The sequence below is a fragment of the Streptococcus sp. ACS2 genome (genome assembly GCF_000525585.1).
GTDB lineage: Bacteria > Bacillota > Bacilli > Lactobacillales > Streptococcaceae > Streptococcus.
Window position 1 is genome coordinate 153174 of the sequence record NZ_JALT01000031.1, and the last position, 24297, is coordinate 177470.

General features: G+C 41.3%; 28 protein-coding genes. 26 read left to right on the top strand and 2 right to left on the bottom strand.

The annotated features are described in order from the left end of the window. Positions 1-61 precede the first annotated feature (61 nt). The 26 genes from HMPREF1517_RS07065 to HMPREF1517_RS10670 all read left to right on the top strand — a co-directional run bounded on the left by HMPREF1517_RS07065 (position 62) and on the right by HMPREF1517_RS10670 (position 22432). Complete coding sequence (locus HMPREF1517_RS07065) at positions 62-1150, top strand: NAD(P)/FAD-dependent oxidoreductase (RefSeq protein WP_021144346.1); 1089 nt, start codon at positions 62-64, stop codon at positions 1148-1150. 184 nt (positions 1151-1334) lie between these two features. Further along, the gene (locus tag HMPREF1517_RS07070; protein ID WP_037600540.1) at positions 1335-2681 is read left to right on the top strand and encodes an acyl-CoA thioester hydrolase/BAAT C-terminal domain-containing protein; all 1347 of its coding nucleotides are present in this window, start codon (positions 1335-1337) and stop codon (positions 2679-2681) included. Between the two features lie 212 nt (positions 2682-2893). Then, on the top strand, positions 2894-3763 hold the full coding sequence (gene rfbA, locus HMPREF1517_RS07075; protein WP_002883992.1) for a glucose-1-phosphate thymidylyltransferase RfbA: 870 nt from the start codon (positions 2894-2896) through the stop codon (positions 3761-3763). Next, positions 3763-4356, top strand: a complete 594-nt coding sequence (locus HMPREF1517_RS07080) for a dTDP-4-dehydrorhamnose 3,5-epimerase family protein (RefSeq protein WP_037600543.1) — start codon at positions 3763-3765, stop codon at positions 4354-4356. The genes rfbA and HMPREF1517_RS07080 overlap by 1 nt, the downstream gene beginning before the upstream one ends. Positions 4357-4558: 202 nt before the next feature. Then, entirely contained in the window at positions 4559-5605 is a 1047-nt protein-coding gene (gene rfbB, locus HMPREF1517_RS07085; protein ID WP_002884100.1) for a dTDP-glucose 4,6-dehydratase, read from the top strand. A gap of 64 nt (positions 5606-5669) precedes the next feature. Beyond that, positions 5670-6785: a hypothetical protein gene (locus HMPREF1517_RS07090; protein WP_037600546.1), complete on the top strand. Its 1116-nt coding sequence runs from the start codon at positions 5670-5672 to the stop codon at positions 6783-6785. Between the two features lie 208 nt (positions 6786-6993). Beyond that, positions 6994-7734: a hypothetical protein gene (locus HMPREF1517_RS07095; RefSeq protein WP_037600549.1), complete on the top strand. Its 741-nt coding sequence runs from the start codon at positions 6994-6996 to the stop codon at positions 7732-7734. 96 nt (positions 7735-7830) lie between these two features. Continuing rightward, on the top strand, positions 7831-8967 hold the full coding sequence (gene hemW / locus HMPREF1517_RS07100) for a radical SAM family heme chaperone HemW (protein WP_037600552.1): 1137 nt from the start codon (positions 7831-7833) through the stop codon (positions 8965-8967). Then, positions 8968-9711 carry an acyl-ACP thioesterase domain-containing protein gene (locus HMPREF1517_RS07105; RefSeq protein ID WP_037600555.1) on the top strand — a complete coding sequence of 248 codons (744 nt, stop codon included), beginning with the start codon at positions 8968-8970 and terminating at the stop codon, positions 9709-9711. A gap of 1 nt (position 9712) precedes the next feature. After that, a complete protein-coding gene (locus HMPREF1517_RS07110; RefSeq protein WP_037600558.1) occupies positions 9713-10486 on the top strand; it encodes a TIGR01457 family HAD-type hydrolase in 774 nt (257 codons plus the stop codon). Continuing rightward, positions 10476-11120 carry a TIGR01906 family membrane protein gene (locus tag HMPREF1517_RS07115; RefSeq protein WP_037600561.1) on the top strand — a complete coding sequence of 215 codons (645 nt, stop codon included), beginning with the start codon at positions 10476-10478 and terminating at the stop codon, positions 11118-11120. The genes HMPREF1517_RS07110 and HMPREF1517_RS07115 overlap by 11 nt, the downstream gene beginning before the upstream one ends. A gap of 8 nt (positions 11121-11128) precedes the next feature. Then, the gene (locus HMPREF1517_RS07120) at positions 11129-11863 is read left to right on the top strand and encodes a PHP domain-containing protein (protein ID WP_037600610.1); all 735 of its coding nucleotides are present in this window, start codon (positions 11129-11131) and stop codon (positions 11861-11863) included. Between the two features lie 161 nt (positions 11864-12024). Further along, entirely contained in the window at positions 12025-12948 is a 924-nt protein-coding gene (locus HMPREF1517_RS07125; RefSeq protein ID WP_037600564.1) for a phosphodiester glycosidase family protein, read from the top strand. Further along, the gene (locus HMPREF1517_RS07130) at positions 12929-13318 is read left to right on the top strand and encodes a hypothetical protein (protein ID WP_037600566.1); all 390 of its coding nucleotides are present in this window, start codon (positions 12929-12931) and stop codon (positions 13316-13318) included. Before HMPREF1517_RS07125 ends, HMPREF1517_RS07130 begins: the two co-directional genes overlap by 20 nt. A gap of 768 nt (positions 13319-14086) precedes the next feature. Continuing rightward, positions 14087-15139 (top strand): histidinol-phosphate transaminase, encoded by a 1053-nt coding sequence (gene hisC, locus HMPREF1517_RS07135; protein ID WP_037600569.1) that lies wholly within the window; start codon positions 14087-14089, stop codon positions 15137-15139. Then, positions 15136-16116 carry an ATP phosphoribosyltransferase regulatory subunit gene (locus tag HMPREF1517_RS07140; protein WP_002890729.1) on the top strand — a complete coding sequence of 327 codons (981 nt, stop codon included), beginning with the start codon at positions 15136-15138 and terminating at the stop codon, positions 16114-16116. The genes hisC and HMPREF1517_RS07140 overlap by 4 nt, the downstream gene beginning before the upstream one ends. Beyond that, positions 16109-16759, top strand: coding sequence for an ATP phosphoribosyltransferase (gene hisG / locus HMPREF1517_RS07145; RefSeq protein WP_002883998.1), 651 nt, complete (start codon positions 16109-16111; stop codon positions 16757-16759). Before HMPREF1517_RS07140 ends, hisG begins: the two co-directional genes overlap by 8 nt. After that, positions 16756-18039, top strand: coding sequence for a histidinol dehydrogenase (gene hisD / locus HMPREF1517_RS07150; protein ID WP_037600572.1), 1284 nt, complete (start codon positions 16756-16758; stop codon positions 18037-18039). The genes hisG and hisD overlap by 4 nt, the downstream gene beginning before the upstream one ends. Before the next feature lie 19 nt (positions 18040-18058). Next, positions 18059-18643, top strand: a complete 585-nt coding sequence (hisB, locus tag HMPREF1517_RS07155; protein WP_002888923.1) for an imidazoleglycerol-phosphate dehydratase HisB — start codon at positions 18059-18061, stop codon at positions 18641-18643. Then, positions 18640-19248, top strand: a complete 609-nt coding sequence (gene hisH / locus HMPREF1517_RS07160) for an imidazole glycerol phosphate synthase subunit HisH (RefSeq protein WP_037600575.1) — start codon at positions 18640-18642, stop codon at positions 19246-19248. Before hisB ends, hisH begins: the two co-directional genes overlap by 4 nt. Positions 19249-19296: 48 nt before the next feature. Further along, the gene (gene hisA / locus HMPREF1517_RS07165; protein WP_037600578.1) at positions 19297-20016 is read left to right on the top strand and encodes a 1-(5-phosphoribosyl)-5-[(5-phosphoribosylamino)methylideneamino]imidazole-4-carboxamide isomerase; all 720 of its coding nucleotides are present in this window, start codon (positions 19297-19299) and stop codon (positions 20014-20016) included. A gap of 1 nt (position 20017) precedes the next feature. Next, entirely contained in the window at positions 20018-20776 is a 759-nt protein-coding gene (hisF, locus tag HMPREF1517_RS07170) for an imidazole glycerol phosphate synthase subunit HisF (protein ID WP_037600580.1), read from the top strand. After that, complete coding sequence (gene hisI / locus HMPREF1517_RS07175) at positions 20773-21111, top strand: phosphoribosyl-AMP cyclohydrolase (RefSeq protein WP_002890736.1); 339 nt, start codon at positions 20773-20775, stop codon at positions 21109-21111. The genes hisF and hisI overlap by 4 nt, the downstream gene beginning before the upstream one ends. An 8-nt stretch (positions 21112-21119) precedes the next feature. Beyond that, entirely contained in the window at positions 21120-21434 is a 315-nt protein-coding gene (hisE, locus tag HMPREF1517_RS07180; protein ID WP_037600583.1) for a phosphoribosyl-ATP diphosphatase, read from the top strand. 204 nt (positions 21435-21638) lie between these two features. Next, positions 21639-22196, top strand: coding sequence for a hypothetical protein (locus HMPREF1517_RS07185; RefSeq protein WP_232219567.1), 558 nt, complete (start codon positions 21639-21641; stop codon positions 22194-22196). Then, positions 22193-22432 (top strand): hypothetical protein, encoded by a 240-nt coding sequence (locus tag HMPREF1517_RS10670; protein ID WP_232219568.1) that lies wholly within the window; start codon positions 22193-22195, stop codon positions 22430-22432. The genes HMPREF1517_RS07185 and HMPREF1517_RS10670 overlap by 4 nt, the downstream gene beginning before the upstream one ends. 135 nt (positions 22433-22567) lie before the next feature. Here the strand turns inward: HMPREF1517_RS10670 and HMPREF1517_RS07190 are convergent, their stop codons facing one another. Continuing rightward, positions 22568-23251 (bottom strand): DUF4956 domain-containing protein, encoded by a 684-nt coding sequence (locus HMPREF1517_RS07190; RefSeq protein WP_037600587.1) that lies wholly within the window; start codon positions 23249-23251, stop codon positions 22568-22570. After that, positions 23244-24023: a polyphosphate polymerase domain-containing protein gene (locus tag HMPREF1517_RS07195; protein WP_037600590.1), complete on the bottom strand. Its 780-nt coding sequence runs from the start codon at positions 24021-24023 to the stop codon at positions 23244-23246. Before HMPREF1517_RS07195 ends, HMPREF1517_RS07190 begins: the two co-directional genes overlap by 8 nt. Positions 24024-24297 lie beyond the last annotated feature (274 nt).

A 24297-nucleotide genomic window follows, 5' to 3' on the forward strand; every position in this document is an offset into this window, starting at 1 on the left:
TAATAAAAAGCTGTGCCTATTGATATAGGACTCAGCTCTTTTCAAATAGATGGAGTAAAAAATGAAAATTGCAATCGTTGGTGCAGGTATCGTCGGTTCAACGGCTGCCTACTACTTATCAAAAGAAAAAGGCGTAGAAGTTACAGTATTTGATCATGGTCTTGGACAAGCAACCAAGGCAGCAGCAGGGATTATCAGCCCCTGGTTTTCCAAGCGTCGTAATAAGGCCTGGTATCGCATGGCCCGTTTGGGAGCCGATTTTTACCAAGATTTAGTTTCAGATCTTGAAAATGATGGTTACGACACGAGCTTCTATGATCAGTCTGGTGTAGCCCTTCTCAAGAAAGATGACAGTAAGTTGGACGGTTTGTATCAGCATGCAGAAACTAGGCTAGAAGAATCACCCATTATTGGTGAACTCTCTATAAAAAATGCTGCCGACCTCCCTGAATTTACTGGATTTGACCGTTATCTATATGCTTCTGGAGGTGCCAGAGTGGAGGGAGCAGAATTGACAGCTACTTTGATTGAGGCCTCTGGTTTTGAAAAGGTAGAAGGTCGAATCACACTCTCTCCTCTTGACAATGGCACTTACGAGATTAATGGTCAAACTTTTGATAAGGTCATTCTCGCTTGTGGTGCCTGGCTAGGTCAAACGCTTGAACCCCTTGGTTTTGAAGTAGATGTTCGCCCCCAAAAGGGGCAATTGCGTGACTATTTCTTTGAGGGCATGGATACTGCTAAATTACCTGTTCTGATGCCGGAGGGCGAATTAGATGTCATTCCTTTTGCTGGTGGAAAGATTTCGGTAGGGGCTAGCCATGAAAATGACCAAGGCTTTGATTTGACAGTTGATGAGACTGTACTTGCAAGTCTGGAGGAAGAGGCTAAAACCTATTTTCCTGACTTAAGTACTGCCAAGTCCTTCTCAGAACGTGTGGGAACTAGGGCCTACACGAGTGACTTCTCTCCTTTCTTTGGAGAAGTTCCAGAACTTGAGAGTGTCTTTGTCGCCTCTGGTTTAGGATCTTCAGGGCTTACGACGGGGCCACTGATTGGAAAAAATCTGGTTGAATTGGCCATGAACCGACCTGGTAGTTTGGACAGTGCAGACTATCCAGTGGCTCAGTACGTTAAGAAAAAAGACTAATAGTATTAAAGCCCTCCAATATATTGAATTTATGAATCAGTTAGCTATTTCTCCTTATTGAGGGATGCTAGCTGATTCTTTTTTATTAGAGTTATTTATATCTATTTCTTATTTAATTAGAAGATGATAAAATAGTAACTGTTCATCGATTGTAGGTGAATACTAATAAAAAAGGGGAGGGACTATGTTCCAAAAAGTTAAAGTTTATGTGACAGTCATTGTTACTTTGCTAGCCATCAGTTTAGGCCTGTCTGTCAAAGCAGGGGCAGCAGAAGACTTGGCTGTGACAAAGACAAGTATTGTGCTAGAAAGTTATGAGTTTGGACCGGCTGTAACCAAAGTCATTTTTGAATTTAATCAGAAGGTCACGCCAGAGGTTGTCCACAGCTCAACTCAGGTTACAACAGCAGGGGTCAGTCGTCAGGTAACAAACTCTTATGTGTCTGATGATCAGGGGCACGTGGTCTATTATGATAACAGCAAGTACGTGACGCTTGAATTGAGCCTACCGCCTTATAACCGCTACAACATGGGTGGAAATGCTGAACCTATGTATTTCAACCTTACTACCTGGACTAACCAATGGCTGGAAAGTTACATGGTATCAATGAAAGACTTGTCAGTAGTGGCAGAAGGTAGTAGTCAGTCACAGATGGTTTCATCTGAGCGAGATGCCATCAACAATCGTTTGATGCCAACGACGGAAGTTTTCGACGAGCGAGGACAGGTAGGTAACATGCAGTATGCGGCTTATAGTGCCCAGACCGGTACGGGAAATAGCACCAAACCATTGATAGTCTGGTTACACGGCATTGGTGAAAGAGGGACAGACATGAATATTCCGCTTCTTTCAAATGACGTCTATGCGCTTACCCAGCCTGAGATTCAAGGTCATTTCTTAACAACTGGTGATCAGGCGCGTGGGGTTAATGTTCTGGCTGTTCAAACACAGACACCTTGGGGGTCAGATAATGCAGCCCAACTCAAAGAGACCATTGATGCCTACCTAGCTAATCACCCTGAGGTAGATAAGGGACGAATCTATCTTGCGGGAGTTTCAAATGGTGGTGGTATGGTCTTGACCATGGGAGCAACCTATCCAGATTATTTTGCAGCTCTTGTTCCAATTGCTGCACCCTTAACTGTTGACCAATCTGGAATTGATAAACTGAAGAACCAGCCTATGTGGTTGATTCACACAAAGGCAGACGCAACAGTACAACCAGAAAATAGTGTCTTGCCTTTATATAAGAGCTTGATTACCTCTGGAGCTACTAACAAGTGGTTCTCATACTTTGAAACAGCGACTGGGACTGATCTTCCTGGCACAGAGTATGATGGTCATTGGGCTTGGATTTATTTCTTCCATGACCAGGTGATTGGCGTTCAGCATCCTGAAAATACGAAAAATTGGGAGGGATACAGTGGAATGGTAGCCACTGATCCAACCAATGGAGGTGGCTCTCGTGCCAGTGTCAATGGACAAACTTATAACAGTATCTTTGACTGGATGAGTGCACAAAGACACTAAGAGGATGCTAATCACACTCTCCAAGGGGAATATTGCAAGATATTATCTTCAATCGAAAAGGGTTTCAAGCGAGATCCTTTTTTGATTGCATTAAGAAAATGGACACTTATGAATTTCTTAATGAAAGCTTAAGAACATAGGGTTTATCGTGACAAGAGTGCTGAAAAATGCTAAAATATAGGTAATATATTAGAGAAAAAAGGAGCCTTCTTATGAAAGGTATTATTCTTGCAGGCGGTTCAGGGACACGTTTGTATCCATTGACACGTGCTGCATCAAAACAACTGATGCCGATTTACGATAAACCAATGATTTACTATCCACTTTCAACGCTTATGTTGGCTGGTATTAAGGAAATCCTCATCATTTCAACGCCACAGGACCTTCCACGTTTTGAAGAGCTCCTTGGTGATGGTTCTGAGTTCGGTATTTCACTTTCTTACGCAGTACAACCAAGTCCAGATGGATTGGCTCAAGCCTTTATCATTGGTGAAGACTTCATTGGTGACGATAGTGTTGCACTTGTCCTCGGGGATAACATTTTCCATGGCAATGGTCTTTCTGCCATGCTTCAACGTGCTGAAGCTAAGGAAAAAGGTGCTACAGTCTTTGGTTATCAAGTTAAGGACCCAGAACGTTTTGGTGTTGTTGAGTTTGACGACAATATGAATGCCATCTCTATCGAGGAAAAACCTGAGCATCCAAAATCAAACTTTGCTGTAACTGGACTTTATTTCTATGACAATGATGTTGTGGAAATTGCTAAAAACATCAAGCCAAGCCCTCGTGGCGAACTTGAAATCACGGATGTTAACAAGGCTTACCTAGAACGTGGAGACCTCTCTGTTGAGCTTATGGGACGTGGCTTTGCTTGGTTGGATACAGGCACTCATGAAAGTCTCTTGCAAGCTGCTCAGTACATTGAAACAGTTCAACGTTTGCAAAATGTCCAAGTAGCTAACCTTGAAGAGATTGCCTATCGCATGGGTTATATCACTAAAGAACAGGTTCTTGAATTGGCACAACCACTTAAGAAAAACGAATACGGACAATATTTGCTCCGTTTGATTGGAGAAGCATAATGACTGAACAATTTTTTGGTAAAGAACTAGCTGCCCGCAAGATTGCTGCTATCCCAGGTCTGCTTGAATTTGATATTCCTGTTCATGGAGATAACCGTGGATGGTTCAAGGAAAACTTCCAAAAGGAAAAGATGTTGCCACTTGGTTTTCCAGAATCATTCTTTGCTGAAGGGAAATTGCAAAACAACGTTTCTTTCTCACGTAAAAATGTTTTGCGTGGCTTGCACGCTGAGCCTTGGGATAAATACATCTCAGTCGCAGATGAAGGAAAGGTTCTTGGAACTTGGGTTGACCTCCGTGAAGGCGAAACGTTTGGAAATACTTACCAAACAGTGATTGATGCCTCAAAAGGAATCTTTGTTCCTCGTGGTGTTGCCAATGGTTTCCAAGTTTTGTCTGACAAAGTATCATACAGCTACCTCGTAAACGATTACTGGGCACTTGAACTTAAACCTAAATACGCCTTTGTCAATTATGCTGACCCAAGCCTTGATATCAAGTGGGAAAACTTGGAAGAAGCAGAAGTCTCAGAAGCAGATAAAAATCACCCATTGCTCAAAGACGTTAAACCACTAAGAGCAGAAGATTTGTAAGAATAAACCTTGCACAGTATTTTTGCGACTGCAAGGAGCCTGGTAGTATCGTTCCTGCCCTAGTGATAACAAGATTGCCGTAGGGAATCTTGTAGGGAAATCCGGAGACTTCGGCTTCGGATTTAGCCATGAAACCGAAGGGTTGCTGGCGTCCCTCACTAGCGAAAGGAACGATAAAAAAACTAAAATTTTTGGAGAAAAAATGACTGAATATAAAAACATCATCGTAACTGGTGGCGCAGGTTTCATCGGTTCAAACTTCGTACACTATGTCTACAACAACCATCCAGACGTACATGTGACTGTCCTTGACAAACTCACTTACGCTGGTAACCGTGCTAACATTGAAGAAATCCTTGGTGACCGTGTTGAATTGGTTGTTGGTGATATTGCCGATGCTGAATTGGTTGATAAATTGGCTGCTAAGGCTGATGCTATCGTTCACTATGCGGCTGAAAGCCACAACGATAATTCATTGAACGACCCATCACCATTTATCCACACAAACTTCATTGGTACTTACACACTCTTGGAAGCTGCTCGTAAATACGATATTCGTTTCCACCACGTGTCAACAGATGAAGTTTATGGTGATCTTCCATTGCGTGAAGATCTTCCTGGACACGGTGAAGGTCCTGGTGAAAAATTCACAGCAGAAACAAAATACAACCCATCATCACCATACTCATCAACTAAGGCTGCTTCAGACCTTATCGTTAAAGCATGGGTGCGTTCATTTGGTGTTAAGGCAACTATTTCAAACTGCTCAAACAACTATGGACCATACCAACACATCGAAAAATTCATTCCACGTCAAATCACCAACATCTTGTCAGGGATTAAACCAAAACTTTATGGTGAAGGTAAAAACGTCCGTGACTGGATTCACACTAACGACCACTCAACTGGTGTTTGGGCTATCCTCACTAAAGGCCGTATCGGTGAAACTTACTTGATTGGTGCCGATGGTGAAAAGAACAACAAGGAAGTGCTTGAGCTCATCCTTGAAAAAATGGGTCAACCAAAAGACGCTTACGACCGTGTGACAGACCGTGCTGGTCACGATTTGCGTTACGCTATTGACTCAACAAAATTGCGTGAAGAATTGGGTTGGGAACCACAATTCACAAACTTTGAATCAGGTTTGGAAGAAACAATCAAGTGGTACACAGATCACCAAGACTGGTGGAAAGCTGAAAAAGAAGCTGTCGAAGCCAACTACGCTAAGACACAAGAAGTGCTTAAATAATTGGGAAATCTATCACTTCCAAGCTAGTGATAGATTTTTCTATTAAGAAATATTAGGAGAGATGATGAATAGAAAAGAATGGATTGAATATTTTGAAGCGATTAATAATCGTAAGCCCACTATTCAGGAGTGTCAGCAGGCCCTTCTAAATGGTGAATTTGTTATGGAAGGAAAACAAGCTACTTTTTCCAACAGTGGAAAGTCTGTGACTGAAGGAGTCAGACCTTTACCGAATCAAATGACTGGTCAAATGGTCAACCCAGCTTATTCACAACAAATGGTCTTTGTTAAGAAGAAAAAGTTTGGCAAGAAGACTTTTATTGGTCTTGGGATTGCTTTATTTCTTGTTGTAGCAACAAGTCTTGGACTCTTTTTGTTTTCTTCCAAAGGAACAAACTTGGGAGGTTTGTGGGTAACTAATGATAATGTTGGTTTGGTTTATGATTTAAGTGGGAAGAAGTCAAAACTTGTTGCAGGCTATAGGGAAGAAGAAATCAAAGAAATCTCTATTGGTAATAAAGTTAGACAGGAGTTTGAAGCACGTTTAGAAGATGTCAGTAATTCAAAACTAAAAACGATTGCTGATTTTGACAAGAAATATCAATTACAGACCAAAGAGATAATACTGGTTAAGACGAAATGGGAATGGTTTGGATACTATAATCTGATTCAGAAAGATGGGACAAACTTAGTTCTAGATTTATTCTTATCAGACCTCTACTACGGATCAAGAAGTACCAAAGATTTAAAAAAGAAATGTCTTTTTCATAAGGCAGAGGTTCCAAAAGCCTTTGTTGGAAAATGGAAGACATATGATGATGAAAATGAATCAGAAGGAGAATTGACTATCTCTGAAAATGGTGTTATGACTACAGATTCTGATGATATAGATATCTTAAATGTTAAGCCTTTAGATATCTTAATTGCTAAGCCTTTAAAAGAATATCTGGCGGATCAATCAGGCAGCGCAGATAATGATAAGGTGCAAAAAGAGTTTGCTAAAATACAGAAGTCTCTTAAGTCACATGGTTATCAGGCTAAGAGTGTTAATGACATCTACCACGATGCGAGAAAGTCATACTATTATATCGTTGTAGATGGTGGTAAGCGCATTATTATCTTGGAGGATAGCTTCAACATTCTCTCCATAGGGGGTTATATTGAAAGAGAAGACAAATAGTAATTAGGATACCTCTAGCAGATAAGAAGTGCTTAGATCATATCCCAAAGTCTATCATTCCTCTAGGAGTGATGGACTTTTTTTACTTGTAAATACGACATTAACTTATGACAGCGATACAATAAATTACATAAATGTTACAAAAATTACATAAAATGCTTGATTTTTGTAACAAAATAGATATAATAGACATATAGAAAAGAGGTTTATGAAAATGAAAAGAAAAGTTATTCGTGTTTGTTCCCTTGTTTTGTTGTCTGTAGCTGTCTCTACAGCACTTGTAGGATGTGGCTCTAAGTCAGAAAAAGACACTGCAGCATCATCTACAACTTCAACTTCTAAAGTAGTGAAGTCATCTGCTAAAACAAAAACATCTGAGAAGAAGTCTGCTAAAAAGGCTAAGACAGAAGCTTCATCTTCAAAGGATTCTCAAGGTCAAGAAGAAGAGAGTGCTCCTGAAGCTAGCTCTTCAAAAAATCAAGCCTCAGCTGGAAATGATGCTCAAGCAGGGACAAATAGCAGTGCTGCTTCTGAGTCAAACAAGTCTAGTCAAGCAACAGCTGATACCCAAAGTGACGCTCCTGTCCCAGCAGCTTTGGTTGGAACTTGGACTGGTACAAGTCCTCAAGCAACAGACATTAGTTTTACAGTTGATGCTGATGGCAACATCACTTCGAAGGCAAATTTCAATGTCGATTACGAACCCTATCGTCAAAGCTCTACAACTGCAAAAGCTGTTCAAATTTCTGGAAATCTCTATGTTTGGGAGGGTGGCGATTTTTCTACCTTGCTTCCTGGTATTACAGGACTAGGGGGAGCTGGTTTCCAAGCTAAGCCTGGCTTTATTCTTGAAAATGGGACTTACACGCCAGTTCAATTCATCTCTGACTTGGGACCAACCTTTGATTATAGCAACTATAATGCTTTCCCATTCTCATTAACAAAATAAAGTAAAGAAGCGATCTGGAGAGATGGCTTCTTTTTTGGCTTTAAACTCTTATTTTTCAAGGTCTCATTTCTGCTTAAAAAATGGTAGAATAGTTACATGCAAACAAAACCAACGTCAGCCTATGTGCACATTCCATTTTGCACACAAATTTGTTATTATTGTGACTTTTCTAAGGTCTTTATTAAAAATCAGCCCGTTGATGACTACCTACGGGCTTTGATTCGTGAGTGGGAGCTTTTAGATATCAAGGAGCTTCGCACCCTTTATATTGGTGGTGGGACACCGACAGCTATTTCTGCGGAGCAATTGGACTACCTTTTAAGCAATCTTCAGAAGAACTTGGATTTGTCTAAGTTGGAGGAGTTTACTATTGAGGCTAATCCTGGTGATTTGACGGTTGATAAGATTGAAGTGCTCAAAAAATCTGCTGTTAATCGCGTCTCTTTAGGGGTTCAGACTTTTGATGATAAGCACTTGCGTCAAATTGGCCGTAGTCACAATCAAGCACAGATTTATGAAAGTATTGATAGCTTGAAGGCTGCTGGTTTTCATAATATTTCCATTGACTTAATTTATGCCCTTCCTGGTCAAACCATGGATCAGGTCAAGGAAAATGTGAGAAAGGCACTGGAACTGGATATTCCCCACCTAAGTCTCTATAGTTTGATATTGGAGCATCACACGGTCTTTATGAATAAGATGCGTCGGGGTAAGCTCAATCTGCCAACTGAAGACTTGGAAGCAGAGATGTTTGACTATATTATCCAAGAATTGGAAAACAATGGTTTTGAGCACTACGAGATTTCAAACTTTACCAAACCTGGGATGCAGAGTCGACATAATCTCATGTATTGGAATAATGATGAGTATTATGGTGTGGGTGCTGGAGCCTCTGGTTATGTCAATGGTGTTCGTTATTGCAATAGAGGGCCTATCCAGCATTATCTAAAGGCTATAGCTGAGGATGGTCATGCTAGACTTCACGAAGAGCATCTGACTAAGGCGGAGATGATGGAAGAGGAGTTCTTCCTTGGTTTGCGTAAAAAGTCGGGGGTGTCCATCAAACGTTTTGAAGAGAAGTTTGGCTTGTCATTCGCGGATACTTATGGAGACATTGTAAAAAAACTACAGGAAGATGGGCTCTTGGTCAAGGATCCAGAGGTGGTTCGTATGACTAAACGAGGACTCTTTTTGGGTGATAGTGTCGCTGAGCAATTTATCTTGGAGGATTAGATGGGATTAAAATTTAGTATTCCTTATCAGATTCCGTTTTATGAGACGGATATCACGCATCAGGTAAAATTACCACACTTATTAGCGTTTTCATTGCAAGTATCTGGTATGCAGTCAGAGTCTCTGGGAAATACGGATAAGGACGTTTTTGATAAGTACGGTCTGGTTTGGATTGTGACAGACTATGCGATTGAGATTGACCGTCTGCCTCGCTACAATGAAAAGGTGACCATTACAACGGAAGCTATTTCCTATAATAAGATTTTCTGTTACCGTAATTTTTACATCACAGATGAAACTGGTCAACAAATCATGCTCTTTAAGACTACTTTTGCCCTTATGGATTATGAAACGCGTAAGGTAGCAGAAGTGCCAGATGAGGTGGTAGCACCTTACGAAGCAGATAAGACTAAAAAGTTGCTTAGAGGGCCTCGCTATAAGGCTTTGGAAAATCCAATTGAGACTTTATATCGTGTGCGTTATTTTGACCTAGATATGAATGGCCACGTTAATAATAGCAAGTACTTGGAGTGGATGTTGGATGTTTTCGATTTGGATTTTTTGACCAAGTACACACCAGCCCATATTGACCTCAAGTATGTTAAGGAAATTCATCATGGGTCAGAGATTTATTCAGGTTATGAGCTTGACCAAGAAAGTTTGAGCAGTCAACATCAGATTTGTGTTGATGGCAATATTCATGCTCAGGCTATTATCCAATGGAAAGAAATAGGAGACGAGTAAGATGACATATAAAGGTTATTTGATTGATTTAGATGGAACCATTTACAAGGGGAAGGACCGTATTCCTGAGGGAGAAGCCTTCGTTAAGGAGTTGCAGAAGCGCCGGATTCCCTATCTTTTTGTGACTAATAACAGTATGCGTACACCAGAGATGGTGCAAGAGCTTTTGCGTAATCAGTGTGAATTGGAAACACCTCTTGAGACCATTTACACAGCTACTTTGGCGACAGTTGACTACATGAACGATATGAATCGTGGCAAGACGGTTTATGTTATCGGTGAGACTGGGCTTAAATCTGCTATTGCGGAAGCGGGGTATACGGTAGATGAGGAAAATCCTGCCTATGTTGTGGTGGGCTTGGACCGTGAAGTCACTTATGAAATGTTGGTTAAAGCAACGCTTGCCATCCATAAGGGAGCTATGTTTATTGGAACTAACCCAGATTTGAATATCCCAACAGAACGCGGCCTTCTTCCAGGTGCCGGTTCCCTTTTAGCCCTTATTGAGGCAGCAACACGTGTGAAACCAATCATTATCGGTAAGCCTGAAGCTATTATCATGAACAAGGCTCTTGAAATCCTTGGGACAGAACGTAGCCAAACTATCGTGGTTGGTGACAATTACTTGACTGATATTACAGCTGGTATTAAAAATGACTTTCCAACACTTCTTGTGACAACTGGATTTACCAAGGCGGAAGAGGTTGCGAATTTACCAGTAAAACCAGACCATGTGCTTCCTAGTCTAGCGGAGTGGGATTTTGATGCGAACTAAGATTGAGGCTGTTCTGACTCCGATTTGGCTCTTGGCCCTGTCTATCCTAGTGACGATTTATCTGGCATGGGGCTTTTATTATTTTGATATTGATTGGATGCATCTTTTGAACTATGTCATTCTTGGCAAGACAGAGCTCTGGCATAATTTCAATATCCTCATGAAGTACCTGACCTTTCCTTGGGTTGGTCATCTGTCCATGCCTGATTTTCCATCGTCGGAGAGTGGGCTCAAGCATTTCCATGATGTGAAGTGGCTCTTTCATTTGGTACAGGGGCTTGTTATTCTACTAGCTTATCCAGCCGTAACCTCTCTTTGGCGAAATGTGAAGAAAGGGACCTTTGGTCTTTACGCTAAACTTTATATGAGTCTAGCACTCTTGCCGGTCCTTATTGGGATTGTGGGACTTTTTCTCGGATTTGATGAGTTTTTTACGCTCTTTCATGAGGCCCTCTTTCCTGGGGATAGCAGTTGGCTCTTTAATCCAATCTTGGACCCGATTATCAATGTTTTGCCAGAAGAGTACTTTCTTCAGTGCTTTGTGATTTTCTTTATTATTTATGAGGGAATCATGGTGAGTCTGACTTTGTTGGCCCGTAAGCAGCTTAAAATGTATTTGAAAAATAAGGAGTAGTTATGTCTATTCGTGATAACCATTTGCATACCCATCATTCTTATGATTCGGATGCGAACTTTACTGACTATTTGACACATTTTGATGGGGAGATTGTAACGACTGAGCATTATGATCTCTCTAATCCTTATACCAAACAGGATGATGTGCCCGAGTACGAGGCCTATAGTCGTGAGATTGAAAGTCTTAACCGTAAGTATGGCAATCGTATTAAACGTGGTATCGAGATTGGTTATTACCAGCCTAGGGAAAGGGATATTTTAGACTTTCTGGATGGTAAGGACTATGATCTCAAACTTTTATCTGTTCACCATAATGGGGTCAATGATTATCTTGATGATGAGGTAGCTGATATGGACAAGGCAAGCATTATTCAAGAGTATCTGGACAAGTTGGAGTACGCTATTGGTCGTGTGGACGCAGATGTTCTGGCCCACTTTGACTATGGTTTTCGCCTGTTTGATGTGACTGTTGATGAGCTAAAAGTCTATGAAGAACAACTCAAACGTATTTTCCAGAAAATGATTGCTAATGATTTGGCTTTTGAGCTGAATGCAAAGAGCATGTACCTCTATCATCACGAAGCCCTCTACCGTTATGCCCTACGCCTTGTTAAGAATTTGGGATGTCGCAAGTATTCTATTGGGTCTGATGGTCATAAGTTGGAGCATTTCCGTCTGAACTTTGATAAGATTCAGGAGCTCTTGAGAGAATTTGGTATTACAGAAGATATGATTATATAGTGAAGATAGCTTCAACTGAAGCTGTCTTTTTCTTAAGGAAAACTTAAAGGAAAAGCGTGGTTGTGGGATTTATAGAAGATTTTAAGCTTTGCTTGTTATGCTAATGTCAAGCAAAAGAAACTTATGGTTTCTATCTCATCTTTCAAAATTGGAGGTCTTCTATGAAATTTCTCAAAAGGCATGCCTATGCCTTAGTTTTTACCCTTTTTCTTATGGGGGCAAATGTCTACTCTCTCTTAAAGGTCTTTGTCATTCCCTCAGCAGTCTCAACGGTTTCAGCCAATACGACTAGCTCAAGCACATCTTCGTCGACAGCATCTACCAGCACTGGTAAGGTGACTAAGACGGATACAACTTACAAAGATGACAACATGGATATCAAAATCACAACAGGTAAAACTAGTGATACCACTTACTATGTGGCAGATATCAAGCTTTCAAGTGCAGATTACCTTAAAACGGCTTTGGCACAAAATACCTATGGGACCAACATCACCGAGACTACTTCAAGTATTGCTCAGCAAAACAACGCTATCTTTGCCATCAATGGTGATTACTATGGGGCTAATCAGTCAGGTTATGTGATTAAGAATGGTCAAGTCTATCGTGATACTGATCGAAACAGTGATTACGAGGACCTTGCCGTTTACTCAGATGGTAGCTTCAAGACCTTTAAGGAAAGCGATACAACGGCTCAAAAATTGGTTGATTCAGGTGTGGTGAATACCTTTGCCTTTGGTCCAACCTTGGTTGAAAATGGCAAGGTAGCTGTATCAGAAAATGAAGAGGTTGGTCAAGCCATGGCTGACAATCCACGTACAGCCATCGGAGTTATCGAAGAGAGTGACGGCAGTGTGCACTATATTGTCATTGTCTCTGATGGTCGTACCAGTGAGTCGTCAGGATTGACTCTTTATGAAATGGCAGAGTTGATGACATCTTATGGTGTGACGACAGCTTATAACCTTGACGGTGGTGGCTCATCTACCATGTACTTCAATGGTCAAGTCATTAACAAGCCAACCACAAACGGAAGCAAAATTTCAGAAAGGGCGGTGAGCGATATTGTTTACATCGGTTACTAAAAAATCAGCCAGCAGACACTTTTTCACTTATATCGGTCTAACCATTTTTAGCCTTCTATTTACCTTTGTCTATGAACGTTTCTCTTACGGGGAATCATCCATGTTTATGCGTATGATGTTTTTTGCACCATTAGCTGGAGCACTTATCTATCTGCTAACAGGAGTGGGAATGTCTTGGGTGAGAACACGTCTTTCAAAACTTCTTTTTAATTCGTCTATTGCCGTTGTTGCTAGTGCCTGCTTGGTTAAGGGAATCGTTGAGGTTTCAGGTCGTACGACTAGCGTGGATATGCCTTATTGGTATGTTGCTGCGGGGCTGCTTTGTTTGAGTATTATGACAGGATTTATCAGACCTAGAAAATTGGCATAAAATAAGAGCTTGGAGCTGTGCTTCAGGCTTTTTGTCTTACTTTGAAAAAATATTTAGGATAAATATACAAACCATAATAGGAAGAAATTATTTTAAATGGGAAATTAGCCTGAAGATATTTTCATAAAAAATAACTGAGCTTGATTTTTTTGTGGTAGGAATTTAGATAGAACGAGACTGTCTATAGTGATGGAAGTGACTGAATCTATCGTATTTGCGGTGCGAGGAACTTTTGAGACATGAGGTTCAAAACTTAGGCATGGAACTTTTGGATGGCTAGAATTATCCATCGAATCATTTCACCCGCGTCCGTCATCACCTAAGGAAAGTCTTAAAAGGCTTGTTTCTGCTATTAAATATACATGATTTTCAACTTTTTATAAAAATATACAAAAAAGACTTGCATTGTTCTGAATTTTCATGTAGAATAATCTCAAATAAAATCGTTGAGAGAAAAAGTCAGATCGTTTCACAGAGAATGCGGGAAGCTGAGAACGCATGAGATCAAAGACGACACATTCTTGAGAGCGTATGCGAACTCTGGATGACAGTAGTGTACGACGGGTGGTTCCGTTAGAGACTAGGAGTTACAAGAGAGACCTTGTGACTTCATGAGGAAGAGGGGGTGACCCCTGTTCGAATTAAGGTGGAACCACGTGCCAACGTCCTTGCAAAAGTTATTTTTGCGAGGACGTTTTTTGTTACCCTTGCTTTTAGCATTTGTAGCTAGCAGTACACTTGGTTATAGTCGAACAGAAAGGAAAAACTATGGAAATCAAAGGATTACGAAAGATTGAACCCTATGTAGCGGGTAGTCAGCCTGCTGAGAAAAATATCATTAAGTTGAATACTAATGAAAATGCCTATGGACCAAGTTCAGCAGTCCATCAAGCTTTAGCATCCTTTGATGCCCATCAGTTACGCAAGTATTCGACTTTGGATCAAGCGACTTTGCGTCAAGCCTTATCTGAACAGTTAGGTGTTCCTGCCGATCAAGTGATTATTGGAAATGGGTCAGACGATATTTTATCAATGGCTTTTCTAGCTTTCTTTAATAGCGAGGAAGAAGTTTTGTTTCCAGATTTGACCTATGGTTTTTACAAGGTATGGGCAGATTTGTATCGCATCCCATTTAGAGAAGTGCCCTTGAACTCTTCATTTGAGATTGATACTCAAGATTATCTGGTTGAAAATGGTGGGATTGTCCTTACTAACCCAAATGCGCCAACAGGTATTTATAAACCTCTCGATCAAATTGAAGAAATCGTAAAGGCCAATCAGTCAGTAGTTGTGATTATTGATGAAGCCTATATTAACTTTGGTGGGGAGACTGCCTTACCTCTCCTAGAAAAGTATGACAATGTGTTTATCACAAGGACCTTTTCTAAGGACGCCTCACTTGCAGGCTTGCGTGTCGGTTATGGCATCGGAAGTCCAAAGCTAATGGCTGTAATCAATGCCGTCAAGAATTCGGTCAATCCCTATAATGTGGATAGCATCGCAGAAGTTTTGGCGACTGCAGCGGTTAAGTCCTGGGACTACTATGAGGACACTTGCGCTAAGATTATGGACACACGTGACTGGTTTAGTCAAGAATTGAAGGCTATTGGCTTTGATGTTCTTCCTTCAAAAACCAATTTTGTTTTGGTTAAACCGCACGGAGTGACTGCAGGTCAATTGTTTGACTATCTCCAAAGTAAGAAAATTTATGTCCGTTATTTTCCAAAAGTGGAGCGTATTTCAGACAGACTACGCATCTCTATTGGAACTCAGGATGAGATGGAGCGCGTACTAATGACAATACAGGAGTTACAAGCATGAAAAAAACGACATTAGCCTTAGGAATGCACGATAAACTTTTCAAACGTGCCCGTACCATGTATCAGATTGAGCATCGTATCTGTGACTTGTTGATGACAAAGGGCTTCCTTCGAATTGAGACACCCACCTTGGAGCATTTCGAAGTCTTTAGCGATCTTGTGGACAATGGTAACTACAATTTCTTTGATAAAAATGGAGATCTTGTTAGTTTGCGTCCGGATATTACCAGCCAAATTGGGCGCGTGATTGCTTCGACACAAGTTCATACACCCATTAAATTTTCTTATTCTGGAAAAGTCTTTAACTACAATGAGGAGATGCGTGGCCTATCCAATGAGCATACGCAGGCTGGTATTGAGATCATAGGATTCCCCGTTCACCAGGCCATGGAAGAAGCTGTGATATCTGCTAAAGAGGCTCTGGATGCTGCCGGTGTCAAAAATTACAAGTTTGAGTTTTCACATGCTCGCCTCTTGCAACTCATTTTTGAAGAATTAGACCTTCCAGCTGTAAAAGAAGCAGAGTTGGCGGCCTATATCCGTGACAAATCTATCACAGGCCTCAAGGAATTCACCAAAGAAAATCCAAGTCAATACGACAAGGTCTTGGAGCAGTTGCCCTTCCTCTTTGGGGAGACCAAGGCTGTTTTGACCAAGGCTAGAGAGTTGACAGATAGTGAAGCCTTTTTGACAGCCTTGGATAGTTTGGAAGTCTTAACCAATCGTCTAGCAGATAGTCTCCCAGAGACGACGCTTGATTTGGCTCAATTACCAGCAGTGCCTTACTATACAGGCATGATGTTTAAGGTCTTTGGTGATAAGGTGCCAGATGCCTTTGTATCTGGTGGCCGTTACGATAAACTGTTTGAACGCTTTGGTGCTACCGAGTTAACAGCGGTTGGTTGGGCCATTGATGTCGATTCGGTCTATCAAGCAGTGCATGATGATGTGGAATTTGGAGGTGACTTGGATGACTAGCAATCAAATCACAATTGCCTTAACCAAGGGGCGAATTGAGAAAGATACAGTTAAATTACTAGAAAAAGCTGGCTTTGACATGTCCTTCATGGCTGATAAGGGCCGTAATTTAATTTTCGAAAGTCCTGACAAACGTTTCCGTTTTCTCCTGGTCAAAGCACCAGATGTGACCACCTATGTCCGACATGGTGTCGCAGATATTGGGATTGTTGGGAAGGATGTTTTGGTTGAACATCCGACAGGCTATTTGGAAATGTTAGACCTTAATTTTGGCCTTTGTAAATTCTCCGTAGCATCAACAGAAGACTATAACCCTGATGACCATAAGCGTAAACGTATTGCTACCAAGTATCCAACTATTGCGACGGATTATTTTAATCAAAAGGGTGAGGATGTCGAGATTATTTCGATTCAAGGGAGCGTTGAGATTGCCCCTGTCATTGGTCTAGCAGATGCCATTGTCGATATTGTGGAGACAGGGAATACCCTTGTTGCTAATGGCTTAAAAGTTTATGAAGATATTTGCAGGATTTCAGCACGAATGATTGTTAATAAGGCTTCTTTGAAAAATAACAAGGAAGTTCTACCATTCATTTGTAAGATTGAATCACTTGTAGGGAACGAGGAGGTACCGTTCGAATGAAACGATTAACTGGAACAAATAAAGAAATTGCGGAGCTTCTTTATCAGGAGCAATTGGAACTGTCAAAAGAAAATAGAGACGTTGAAAGCACTGTTCAGGCTATCATTGAGGACGTCAAAAAACGTGGAGACGAGGCCCTTCGTGACTATTCAGCTAAATTTGATAAGGTTGACTTGACTGATTTTGAAGTTGGACAGGACTTGATTGATCGAGCCTTTAAAGAGATTGATACAGAGGTTTACCAAGCCCTAGTTAATGCCAAAGAAAACATTGAATCTTATCACAAACATCAGTTGGAGACTGGTTTTGAGGACCAACCAAGTGAGGGTGTTATTCGTGGTCAATTGATTCGTCCTATCAATCGTGTGGGTGTTTATGTGCCTGGAGGAACCGCGGCTTATCCGTCATCAGTTCTTATGAATGTTATTCCTGCCAAAATTGCTGGGGTTAAAGAGATTATTATGATTACGCCGCCTCAAGAGCACTTTGTTCCTGCGATTCTAGTAGCTGCAAAATTGGCTGGTGTGGATAGCATTTACCAAGTCGGTGGGTCTCAAGGGGTTGCGGCCTTGGCCTTTGGTACAGAAACGATTCCAAAGGTGGACAAGATTACAGGTCCTGGTAATATTTTTGTGGCGACTGCCAAGAAACAGGTTTACGGTATTGTCGGTATTGATATGATTGCAGGACCATCAGAAATTGGTGTCATTGCTGATAGTAGTGCCAATCCAACCTATGTGGCAGCTGACCTCTTGTCTCAAGCAGAGCACGACACACGTGCACGCGCCATTTTGGTAACAGATTCTGAAGCCTTGGCTGATGCGGTTGAAAGTGAGATTGAACGTCAACTCAAGCTTTTGCCACGTGAGGCGATTGCTCGTCCATCTGTCGAAAATAACGGCCGTATTATTATTGCCAATGATACAGATGCCATGTTCGAACTCATGAACTTGGTTGCGCCAGAACATTTGGAAATTGCTATGGACAATGCTTATGATTACTTGGAAAAAGTGGAGAATGCTGGTTCCGTCTTTCTTGGTCACTTTACTAGCGAACCAATTGGTGACTACTATGCAGGTGCCAACCACGTTCTTCCAACGACAGCAACCAGTCGCTTTTCATCAGCTTTAGGCGTCCACGATTTTGTCAAACGTATCCAATATACGCAATACGATAAGGCAGCAGTCAGTAAGGCTCAGCACGATATCACAACCTTGGCTTACGCAGAAGGTTTGCAGGCCCACGTCAAGGCAATTGAAGTCAGAAACGACAATAACTGAGAGAGTAGAGGAAGAAGTTATGAGACAAGCAGAAATTGAACGTAATACCTTTGAAACCAAAATTAAGTTAAGTCTTAACTTGGATGCTCAAGAACCAGTAGATATTCAAACAGGTGTCGGATTTTTTGACCACATGTTGACCCTGTTTGCCCGCCATGGTCGTATGTCTTTGGTGGTTAAGGCTGATGGCGACCTTTGGGTTGATAGTCACCACACTGTTGAAGATGTCGGTATTGTCCTTGGTCAAGCTCTTAAAGAGGCCTTGGGCGACAAAGCAGGGATCAACCGTTATGGAACGGCTTTTGTACCTATGGATGAAACCCTCGGAATGGCAAGTTTAGACTTGTCTGGACGTAGCTTCTTGGTCTTTGATGCTAGTTTTGATAATCCAAAATTGGGTAATTTTGACACAGAACTGGTTGAAGAATTTTTCCAAGCCTTGGCTTTCAATGTTCAAATGAATCTCCACCTCAAGATTCTCCACGGAAAAAACAATCACCACAAGTCAGAAAGTCTTTTCAAGGCTACAGGACGTGCCTTGCGTGAAGCCATCACAATCAATCCTGACATTCACGGCGTAAACTCGACAAAGGGGATGCTATGATTATCGTCATTGATTACGATGCGGGGAATACCGCAAATGTTCTGCGTGCCCTTGAAAAAATCGGAGTGACTGCAGAATTGTCTGCCGATAAAGAAAAAATCCTAGCTGCGGATGGTTTGATTTTACCTGGTGTAGGTGCTTATCCAACGGCTATGGCAGAGTTGGAGCGAAGAGGCTTGGTAGCTGTTATCAAAGAGGCTGTCGCACAGGGAGTTCCTCTTTTGGGAATTTGTTTAGGCATGCAGATTTTAACAGAAAAAGGACTGGAACATGAAGAAACAGATGGTCTTGGCTTTATTCCAGGTGTCTGCCGTCCTATTCCAGCCAGCAAGGAGCAACCTGTCCCACATATGGGGTGGAATGATTTGGCTGTTAAGCAGGCTAGCCCTTTGACAGATGGTTTAGATGGCCAAGCTGTCTACTTCGTTCACAGTTATTTCACAGATGTCCCTATCCAATACATTGATGTTACTGCAGATTATAGTATTGAGGTACCAGCCATGATTCATAAAGATAATGTTTATGGGGCTCAATTTCATCCCGAAAAATCAGGGGATATTGGCTTAGGGATTCTTGAAAAGTTTGCAGGGTTATGTAAAGCCTAGAAGCTAGTGAGAGCAAAGACTTTTTAGTTAGAAAGGATGGTAGGGGAGATGCAAATTCTACCAGCAATTGATATTAAGGATGGACAGGCTGTTCGTCTCTTTAAAGGAGATTTCAACCAACAAACCGTTGTCAATCCAGATGTTATTGAGCAGGCAAAGATCTTTGAGGATGCGGGCATTCAATTTATTCATGTCGTCGACTTGGACGGTGCCCTTGATGGTCGTGCCACTAACCGTGACTTGATTGCAGAGGTCAAGAAGGTTTCTGGACTTGGCATCGAAGTTGGTGGCGGTATCCGTACTTTGGAGCAGATTCGTGACTATTTGGAAGTTGGCATCGACCGTATCATTATCGGTTCAATGGCCGTTAAAAATCCTGACTTCGTTCGAGCAGCTTTAGAGGAATTTGGTGCCGATAAAATTGTCGTGGGTATTGATGCCAAGGCAGGGTTTGTCGCTACCGAAGGTTGGTTGGAAACAAGCAATGTAGACTACATCACCTTGGCCAAGGAAATGGAAAAGATGGGCGTAACCCTCTTTGTCTATACAGATGTTGATCGAGATGGCACACTGACAGGACCCAATCTTGATCACTACAAACGTTTGGTATCTGAACTCACAACCGCCAAAGTCATTGCTTCAGGTGGGATTGCAGAAGTAGCTGACTTAGATCACCTAAAAGAGATTGGTGTGGCAGGAACCATTGTCGGCAAAGCCTACTATAACGGCAATATCACATTAGACCAACTCAAGTCTTTCGGAGGTTAATATGCTTAAGAAACGTATTATTCCCTGTTTGGATGTCAAGGATGGCCGTGTCGTCAAGGGGGTCAATTTTGTGAATCTGACAGATGTTGGAGACCCTGTTGATTCTGCGCGTGCTTACTATGAGGCTGGTTGTGACGAACTTGTTTTCTTGGACATCACAGCTACTTCAGATAATCGTGAAACAACAGTTGACATGGTTCGTCGTGTTGCCAATCAGGTCTTTATCCCCTTCACGGTTGGTGGTGGTATCCGTTCAGTTGAAGACATGAACAAGATGCTTAAAGCCGGTGCTGACAAGGTTGCCGTCAATTCCTCAGCCCTTGCCAATCCACAACTAATCGCTGATTGTGCTCAAAAATTTGGAAATCAGTGTGTAGTGGCTGCGATTGATGCTAAAAAGATGGCTGATGGGAGCTGGCATGTCTTTGTGGCGGGAGGCCGTAAGGATACAGGTAGGGACCTTATCCAATGGGCTCAAGAAGTCGTCGCCTTGGGGGCTGGAGAAATTCTCTTAACCAGCATGGACAAGGACGGCACTAAGTCAGGTTTTGATTTGGAAATGCTCAATCGTGTGGCTGAAGTCGTCGATGTTCCGATCATTGCCTCCGGTGGCGCGGGAAATATCGAGGATATTGTAGAAGTCTTTGAAAAGACAACAGCGACGGGTGCTCTGGCAGCCTCTATCTTCCACTTTGGTGAGGTGAATATAGGCGAAACCAAACAAGTCTTGGCAAATGCAGGAATTGAGGTGAGACGATGACAGAGGTTAAACTTGATTTTGATAAGCAAGGCGGACTGGTACCAGTCATTGTGACAGATTACAAGACGGGGCAGGTGCTCATGTTGGCCTATATGAATGAGGTGTCCTATCAGTTGACCCTTGAGACCAAACAAATGCATTACTGGAGCCGTTCTAGAAATGAACTTTGGCATAAGGGTGCCACATCTGGCCATTTTCAATATGTCAAAAGCATCAAGACAGATTGTGATCAGGACACCTTGCTTATCGCTGTGGAACAAGAAGGAGCAGCCTGTCATACAGGAGCCTACAGCTGTTTCTTTATGGATATATATGATGACAATCAAGATAAATAGGAGTAGCTATGTTAGAAACACTTTATAAGGAAGCCTTAGATCGTAAAAAAAATCCCAAAGAAGGATCTTATACCAATTACCTTTTTAATAAGGGGCTAGACAAGATTCTTAAAAAGGTTGGCGAAGAAGCAACAGAAGTTGTGATCGGAGCCAAAAATGCTGATAAAGAAGAAATTGCCAACGAGACAGCAGACGTCCTCTACCACCTAGCAGTCATGCTCGTTGAAACAGGGGTCAGCCCTGAAGACGTAGAAGCCGTACTTAAAGCACGTCAAGGCAAACAAAGCAATGTCCATGACCGAAAAGAAGTAACGGATTATTGAGGATTATCTCAACCGATTGAGACTAAAACGAAAAGCCTGAAGTGATTCAGGCTTTTTTGACAGAGGAATTCTAATTATTTTGTTCCTCTAACCACCATGAGAAAGCGCTTTAAAATGCTATAATAGGAGTGAAGAAAGCTCGTTTTATTTGAAGGATTTGGTGTGCTTGTTTTTACAAATGATTGGGGAAAGGAAGGATGTCCTATGGAGAAAAATAATCCTTATATCATAACTCTTTCTCGTTTAGTTATTGTCCTCCTCTGTTCTAGTCTTTTAGTTGGTTGTAAAGTTGTACTGCCAAATTCTTACTTCAAGGCTAGGGAAAAAACGCAAAAAATCTTGGCTCATAATGGTTTTAAGGGAAAGGTCCTAGTTAAGCTTATCAAAAAGGTGTTTCTAGATTCAGATGGTATTTATGTCGATTATACCTATTTAGAGGACACCTACGATAATCAAACCATATCATTAGATTCACAAATTACTTTTAACCTGGACTGGACAGTTAATGGTGAAGAATATGTGACCCCTGGTCATTACTGGGAAAGCTACTTACAACAAAAATCTGTGAAAAAAGAAGAGCAGAAACTCTTTAAGGAGCTTAAGAAGCAATCGTTAGGCCTTGATATCGAAGATTTCTCTTTCAGAGATCATACTACGATAGATCAAGAGGCTGGTAATCGTCGAAAACATTTAGCCGAAGAAAACCGTAAAATGGGAAATCTGATTTTTATGGCTATTATCAAATTCCCTATCAAACAATGATTGATGAACACCTTGTCACTATGGAAATAAAAGTACATGACTCAAAAAATATTAGCAAGAAAGATTTAAAAAAGGCAGCAACTAAACTGGATGCTAGAAAGCTGCCAGATGGAGAGTACGAATTTTATTATTTCGCAACTGATAAAGAAAATTCCGCTAACTATGACAATTCCGGATATATAAGCTATACCTTTAACATACAAGATGGTAAGGTTGTCCAAGATGAAGATGATTAGAAAGTATTTTGATTTTCATCGATAAGCTAGACTGCCATACTAGGCCGTTAAAAGTGGGGTTACAGCTAAGTGAAAACACTAACCTCAAAACATGCAAAAACATCTCCGAAAATCAGTCGGAGATGTCTTTTTGTCTTACAAATTCTTTTTCTTTTTAGCTTTTTTTGTTAGAGCCAGGTCACAATTTTTAATACTTGAGATAAGGTGATTAGTCAATTGGAAGTCATTGACTTGGGGATTCAAGTCTACTTCGTAGACCAGTTGCATGCTTTCTCCTCCACCTGTGGTGTTAAGGGAAATCAGGTCGCATTCACTTGTGAAATTGAGCAAGGCTTTAGTTATTTTTTGGTCAATCAAGTCTTGGTAGGGGACGTTAATGGTCAGAAGTCTACGACGTTGGTTGTCCGTACGACTTTGACGATTTTCCAAAAGAAGCCAAACAGCTAAAAGGAAGATGGTAAAGAGGACAGCCAGTAAGAGATAGCCTGTCCCAGATGCCAGACCAATAATCATGGCCATGAAGACAGCGATTAGTTCTCTAGAACCGCTGGTGGCAGAACGAAAACGAATGAGGCTAAAGGTCCCTGCCACGGCGATAGAGGTTCCCAGACTACCATTGACAAGGAAGATAACTAGGGTCATCAAACATGGAAGTAGTGTCAAACTAATGACAAATTCTCTGGTGTAGAGAGTTCGGTATTTGTAAGTCCAGGTTAAGGCCAATCCTAAAACAAGACTGACCAGTAAGGCCAGCATGAGTTGAAGGGGACTAGCAGTTGCGGTCGCATCATTAAAGATAGAATTGAAGAGATTAGACATAGGCAGCAGCTCCTTTTTCTTGTGCTGGACGTGGTCCGTAGTCTAGACCTTGAGACTTATGATAGGCACAGCTGTATTTCGAGAATTTTTGCTCTTCCAAACCATGTTTGTCTAAGATAGCTTGAAGCCAGTCAGGCTTTTTGCCAGGTGCCTTGATTTCCATGATAATCGTATCTTCATCAAGAAGGGGAAAACCATGATTTCCCTTAAAGAGACTGACGTCTTCATCACGGTAAGTCAAATTTTGGTCAAGGGTAACACGTACTTTATTGTAAGCATAGCCTTCGATAGTCTCTTTTTCTTTCATCGAAAAACGGTTGTAGTAAATATACATACGAGGTTTGAGACCTTCATCGTAGCGTTGACGTAAGTGGTGGATATCCTGTAAGAGCTGGCGGTCAGTGATTTGACCATGGTTCTTACCATCTGTCATCAAGTTAGTGATGGCAAGCGGTGTTGAAACGAGACGAAACTTATGACCGATTCCTTCATCATCTTTGGCTTTAACCTCTAAAAAGACCTTACTATCAATTTTGGGATTGGCTAGGTAGGTACGCATGCGGATTTTCTCTTGACGGTGATTACCATCTAGGGCATCTTGGATGACGTCAAAATTATCCGTATCAAAGTAAATATTTGAAATGGTAGATGTCGGATAATCATCTTCTACCAAATACTCCTTAAGATCAGTGAGCAGGTCTTCAAGATTTTCCTTTGAGACCACATATTTCGTTTCAATACGTTTAAAACGTGTTTCCAATTGTTTAACCATGAAAAACTCCTTTTTAGATAAGATACAAAGCCGTAAAGCAACTCCCAGGAAAATAGGGAATCTGTTGCAGGAACATCTATTTTCAAACAGTCGACTTATTGTTTTAATTCTTTTTTTATAGTAGAAAAGTTGAGAGCAAATGTATTATTTCTATAAAGCACTTACTTGCTCGCCTATTAGTCTATGGGACTTTTCTGAAAGTTTTCCTAAGCTAAACTTTCACCAAACTTAACTTAAGATAAGTTTTAGTTAACCTTTAGAATTGTTTTAGGTA

What these genes read in the sequence shown, in the direction of transcription:
- HMPREF1517_RS07065 (WP_021144346.1), top strand. Translation starts at nt 62, where the DNA reads ATGAAAATTGCAATCGTTGGTGCAGGTATCGTCGGTTCAACGGCTGCC.
- HMPREF1517_RS07070 (WP_037600540.1), top strand. Translation starts at nt 1,335, where the DNA reads ATGTTCCAAAAAGTTAAAGTTTATGTGACAGTCATTGTTACTTTGCTA.
- rfbA (WP_002883992.1), top strand. Translation starts at nt 2,894, where the DNA reads ATGAAAGGTATTATTCTTGCAGGCGGTTCAGGGACACGTTTGTATCCA.
- HMPREF1517_RS07080 (WP_037600543.1), top strand. Translation starts at nt 3,763, where the DNA reads ATGACTGAACAATTTTTTGGTAAAGAACTAGCTGCCCGCAAGATTGCT.
- rfbB (WP_002884100.1), top strand. Translation starts at nt 4,559, where the DNA reads ATGACTGAATATAAAAACATCATCGTAACTGGTGGCGCAGGTTTCATC.
- HMPREF1517_RS07090 (WP_037600546.1), top strand. Translation starts at nt 5,670, where the DNA reads ATGAATAGAAAAGAATGGATTGAATATTTTGAAGCGATTAATAATCGT.
- HMPREF1517_RS07095 (WP_037600549.1), top strand. Translation starts at nt 6,994, where the DNA reads ATGAAAATGAAAAGAAAAGTTATTCGTGTTTGTTCCCTTGTTTTGTTG.
- hemW (WP_037600552.1), top strand. Translation starts at nt 7,831, where the DNA reads ATGCAAACAAAACCAACGTCAGCCTATGTGCACATTCCATTTTGCACA.
- HMPREF1517_RS07105 (WP_037600555.1), top strand. Translation starts at nt 8,968, where the DNA reads ATGGGATTAAAATTTAGTATTCCTTATCAGATTCCGTTTTATGAGACG.
- HMPREF1517_RS07110 (WP_037600558.1), top strand. Translation starts at nt 9,713, where the DNA reads ATGACATATAAAGGTTATTTGATTGATTTAGATGGAACCATTTACAAG.
- HMPREF1517_RS07115 (WP_037600561.1), top strand. Translation starts at nt 10,476, where the DNA reads ATGCGAACTAAGATTGAGGCTGTTCTGACTCCGATTTGGCTCTTGGCC.
- HMPREF1517_RS07125 (WP_037600564.1), top strand. Translation starts at nt 12,025, where the DNA reads ATGAAATTTCTCAAAAGGCATGCCTATGCCTTAGTTTTTACCCTTTTT.
- hisC (WP_037600569.1), top strand. Translation starts at nt 14,087, where the DNA reads ATGGAAATCAAAGGATTACGAAAGATTGAACCCTATGTAGCGGGTAGT.
- HMPREF1517_RS07140 (WP_002890729.1), top strand. Translation starts at nt 15,136, where the DNA reads ATGAAAAAAACGACATTAGCCTTAGGAATGCACGATAAACTTTTCAAA.
- hisG (WP_002883998.1), top strand. Translation starts at nt 16,109, where the DNA reads ATGACTAGCAATCAAATCACAATTGCCTTAACCAAGGGGCGAATTGAG.
- hisD (WP_037600572.1), top strand. Translation starts at nt 16,756, where the DNA reads ATGAAACGATTAACTGGAACAAATAAAGAAATTGCGGAGCTTCTTTAT.
- hisB (WP_002888923.1), top strand. Translation starts at nt 18,059, where the DNA reads ATGAGACAAGCAGAAATTGAACGTAATACCTTTGAAACCAAAATTAAG.
- hisH (WP_037600575.1), top strand. Translation starts at nt 18,640, where the DNA reads ATGATTATCGTCATTGATTACGATGCGGGGAATACCGCAAATGTTCTG.
- hisA (WP_037600578.1), top strand. Translation starts at nt 19,297, where the DNA reads ATGCAAATTCTACCAGCAATTGATATTAAGGATGGACAGGCTGTTCGT.
- hisF (WP_037600580.1), top strand. Translation starts at nt 20,018, where the DNA reads ATGCTTAAGAAACGTATTATTCCCTGTTTGGATGTCAAGGATGGCCGT.
- hisI (WP_002890736.1), top strand. Translation starts at nt 20,773, where the DNA reads ATGACAGAGGTTAAACTTGATTTTGATAAGCAAGGCGGACTGGTACCA.
- hisE (WP_037600583.1), top strand. Translation starts at nt 21,120, where the DNA reads ATGTTAGAAACACTTTATAAGGAAGCCTTAGATCGTAAAAAAAATCCC.
- HMPREF1517_RS07185 (WP_232219567.1), top strand. Translation starts at nt 21,639, where the DNA reads ATGGAGAAAAATAATCCTTATATCATAACTCTTTCTCGTTTAGTTATT.
- HMPREF1517_RS10670 (WP_232219568.1), top strand. Translation starts at nt 22,193, where the DNA reads ATGATTGATGAACACCTTGTCACTATGGAAATAAAAGTACATGACTCA.
- HMPREF1517_RS07190 (WP_037600587.1), bottom strand. Translation starts at nt 23,251, where the DNA reads ATGTCTAATCTCTTCAATTCTATCTTTAATGATGCGACCGCAACTGCT.
- HMPREF1517_RS07195 (WP_037600590.1), bottom strand. Translation starts at nt 24,023, where the DNA reads ATGGTTAAACAATTGGAAACACGTTTTAAACGTATTGAAACGAAATAT.